Source organism: Candidatus Obscuribacterales bacterium, from assembly GCA_036703605.1.
Taxonomy (GTDB): Bacteria; Cyanobacteriota; Cyanobacteriia; order RECH01; family RECH01; genus RECH01.
Genome location: DATNRH010000221.1, coordinates 1 through 3,890, shown reverse-complemented (window position 1 = coordinate 3,890; position 3,890 = coordinate 1). Strand labels below are relative to the sequence as shown.

The window sequence follows — 3,890 nt, the reverse complement described above, 5'->3', positions numbered from 1 at the left end:
GTGGTGGAGCGCCCTACGTCTGGAATGCCAGAGCCCGAGGAACCGGTAGAACCGACGCCCCACCATCCCGATCGCCGTAAGTCCGCCAAGACTCCTCGCGCCAAAAAACGCCAAACGCCGCCCTTGCTGATCCCCTTCGTGGAAGCGATCGTGCCGGTGGTGGATTTAGAGCAGCAGCGGATCGAAATTACACCGCCAGATGGGCTGCTGGATTAGGCAAGTTCGGAGGAGTAGTGATCCTAGGGAGAATGGAAGCGATCGCCCTAGTCCCAACGAGGTATGAAAAGGCTGAGAAAACACGTGAATATGCTGAAGTTATTTCAGCATATTGTCGGATGCCGGATGATGGCGCTAAACGCGTGAAGAAAGGTATAGCACCCCAAGGCAGCATTAGCCTCGGGAGGAATGATAGCTCTTGAAGAATGACTGCCACTGATGGGTTTCAGACATTCTTCAAGGCTCAGATACCTATTCATCCTTGTAGCTCCCTCTCATCTTCCCTACGTGACATGGCAGATCCACAGCACGTTGCCCAGCTTCAAGCCGGCCCATCCGCCTGGAATCAATGGCGGCAGGATCACCCTCGTATTTTCATTGATTTATCCCATGCATCCTTACGCCGCCAGGACTTAAGCGGCATTGATCTTTCCGAAGTAAACTTGGCCTATGCCGATCTACGCGGAGCTATCTTGCAGCAGGCCAACCTGCGCCATGCAAACCTTTGCTACGTCAACGGTCGGGATGCTCAGGTACAACAGGCTAGTCTGGAAGGCGCGATCGCTTGGGAAAGTGATTTTCGCGGCGCTAGCCTGCGGGGCAGTTCCTTAGTGAATGCCGACTTTCGTGACACCAACTTCAGCGAAGCCGACCTGATCAGCACCGATGCTAGCCATGCCTACCTCAGCGGCGTCAACCTAGAGGGAGCCTACGCCATCGGCACCCTATTTCGCGGTACCAACCTGCGCTGGGCCAATCTTCAGGAAGCCAATCTTAAGCAGGCTAACCTAACCGACGCCTACCTACGTTGGGGCAATTGCTATGGCACCAATTTTTACCAGTCGATCTTGGCCCATGCTGACGTCAGCGAAGGTAACTTTGCCGAAGCTAATCTCACCCACAGCAACCTCCAGGGCATCCAAGCCCTCGGCACCAACTTCCAGCGAGCAAAATTCACCGCTGCCTGTATCGAACATTGGCGGATTAATAGCGACACCCGCTTTGACCAAGGCGTCTGCGACTATATTTTTTTACAAGAAGGCGATCGCTTCCCCCAACGCGGGCAGTTATCCGGTCTGGCCTTTGAAAACCTCATGCAGCGAACCTTGGCAACCGTCCAGCTTTCCTTTAGCTATGGATTGAACTGGTATGCCTTTGCCCAAGCCGTTCGCCGCACAGACACCCAAAACCCCGAGGCGCAGATTTCCATTCAAGATATCAGCCACACCATCCACCAAGGCGTATCGGTGTTAATCAGAACGGCACCCCAGGCTAATCACAATAAGATCTACCACGACTTCATGATCTCCTATGAACGTGCCCTGAATCTATCCAACGCAGTGCAAGCCCGACAACGTTCCCCCAACGCTAACGAGCGCCCAGACCAGCTTTTAGATCATGTGCTGACCGTCAGCAAACATCTGAGCCACAGACATATTCAGCATGGTGGGCCAAGGCGATCGCCCCCAGACCTGCCGTAGCCACCCCGACGACCTCGAACGAGTTGTTGGGGTGGGGCACGGCCCTCGACTAGCTCATGTAGTAATCGCGGGTGCCCTTGGCCTGCACAGCATCCTCCAAGCGATTAAGCGCATGGACGTAGGCCGCCGTACGCATAGAGATCCCCAGATCCTGGGATAGATCCCAAATGCGATTGGTTTCCTCCATCATGCGTTCCTGCAGGCGACTGTTCACCTCATTTAGCGACCAATAGTAGCCACTGCGGTTTTGCACCCATTCAAAATAGCTCACCGTCACACCGCCAGCATTCACCAAAATATCGGGGAAGATCTGGATGCCGCGTTGCTCTAGAATCCCGTCGGCAGCGGAGGTGACAGGGCCGTTGGCAACCTCAAAAATATAGGGAGCTTTAATGCGCGGTGCATTCTCTTCCGTAATCTGATTTTCTAGCGCCGCCGGGATCAGGATATCCACATCCAGTTCCAGCAGTTCCTCATTGGTAATCACTCGGTGTTCCACAATATTGCACACCGTACCTTCACAGTAGACGGCCTTGATCCCCCGACTCGATTCTTTATATTGACGGATGCTGGGAATATCCAACCCAGTTTTGGCATAGATGCCGCCCTGAGAATCACTCACCGCGACCACCCGATAGTTAGCTTTAGCCAATAATTCTGCCAACACACCGCCAGCATTACCAAAACCCTGAATGGCAACGGTCAGGTCAGTCGACGTCCGCCCTAGCTTTTCCATCAGGGTATGGATAACGAAAAAGGCACCCATGGCTGTCGCTGTTTCCCGACCCAGACTACCGCCCATGGAAATCGGCTTGCCCGTGACCACCGCCGGGGTAATTTTTCGGCGAATGATGCTGTATTGATCCATCATCCAGCCCATGATCATGGGATTGGTGTAGACATCCGGGGCAGGAATATCCACATCTGGGCCAATAAAATTGGCGATCGCATCCACATAGCCACGACTAAGACGCTCTAGCTCAAACTTAGAGAAATCTTTGGGATTCACCGTGATCCCCCCCTTTGCGCCGCCAAAGGGCAAGTTCAGCGCCGCACATTTGAAGGTCATCCAAAACGCGAGGGACTGCACTTCATCCAGCGACACATTAGGATGGAAGCGTACACCGCCCTTGGTGGGGCCGCGGGTGTCGTCGTAGCGCACGCGATAGCCCTGGAAGACCCGTAGACTACCGTCGTCCATACGCACGGGAATGGAAACGCATAGACTGGCCTTGGGATACTTTAGGCGCTCAATAGCGTCATTAGAGATAGTGACGTAGCGCAGTGCTTTTTCTAAACGCAGATTGGCATCGGAGAGGGTGGAGTGCAGCATGGAGGATACCGTCCTTGATGAGGCGTTGGGAGAGGGGAAGAGGCGATGCCTGGTCTACGTTCGCCGCCACGAGGAAGTCAAACGTGAGATGCAGAACATGGCTGTATCCTTATAGTGCCTTCATTCTGTATCAAACACTACTAAACATAGTCACATTCAATGTGTTTTTTCTTGAGTGAGGACTTCTATGGAGATGTCAACATATAAACCAGATTTGGGGAGCACGATAGGAGTTTAGACATTGGAAGTAGGTCGATAGGAAGTTTTAGCTCTCAGAACCATGGGAGATTGAATTCCCAGCACTCAAGCTCTATCTGTAGCCCATCTCACCATAGTTGCGGTTGATGGTTGATCTACTTGCTGTGCGACGTGTTTTTTCCAAGAGATGGGATTGTATCCAAGCTGTTCTAGCAACCTTGTTCGCTGAATGCTCGCTGAACAAGTTGTTTCAAGACCCTTTGCGTTATCAATTCAACCTGTGGAGACCGTATCATGCGCCTAATCAAATTAGTTTCGATGGCCGCGATCGCTACCTTGTCGGTGGGGATTTGGAGTGCTCCAGCCTTACTCCATCTACCGATGGCCGCCACACCAGCCCAGAGCGACTGGATTTCTGGCTGGGTCGATGATCTGAAAAACTCTAATCAACGCTGGATTTTGGTTGATTTATCAACTCAGCGTTTGACAGCTTGGGAAGGTGGCAACCCAGTTTATAGCGTGATTATTTCCAGTGGGCGGGAGGGTGAACGTACCCCGACAGGCGTGTTTTGGATGCAGGCTCGGTATGTTTCATCCCGGATGCAGGGTGAGGGCTACGACATTCCTGATGTCCCCTATGCCATGTACTATGACGGCAACTA

The 3,890-nt window shown here is 52.8% G+C and carries 4 protein-coding genes; 3 read left to right on the top strand and 1 reads right to left on the bottom strand.

What is annotated here, in order from left to right; translation table 11 throughout:
• On the top strand, positions 1–216 hold a 216-nt coding region (locus V6D20_04720), incomplete at its 5' end, for a hypothetical protein (protein HEY9815096.1).
• 293 nt (positions 217–509) lie between these two features.
• Positions 510–1,697 carry a pentapeptide repeat-containing protein gene (locus V6D20_04715; protein HEY9815095.1) on the top strand — a complete coding sequence of 396 codons (1,188 nt, stop codon included), beginning with the start codon at positions 510–512 and terminating at the stop codon, positions 1,695–1,697.
• A gap of 49 nt (positions 1,698–1,746) precedes the next feature.
• Here V6D20_04715 and V6D20_04710 read toward each other — a convergent pair whose 3' ends face one another.
• On the bottom strand, positions 1,747–3,030 hold the full coding sequence (locus tag V6D20_04710; protein ID HEY9815094.1) for a Glu/Leu/Phe/Val dehydrogenase: 1,284 nt from the start codon (positions 3,028–3,030) through the stop codon (positions 1,747–1,749).
• Between the two features lie 492 nt (positions 3,031–3,522).
• Between V6D20_04710 and V6D20_04705 the strand changes: the two genes are divergently transcribed.
• Positions 3,523–3,890: L,D-transpeptidase family protein (locus tag V6D20_04705; GenBank protein HEY9815093.1), on the top strand; the 368-nt coding region annotated here is incomplete at its 3' end.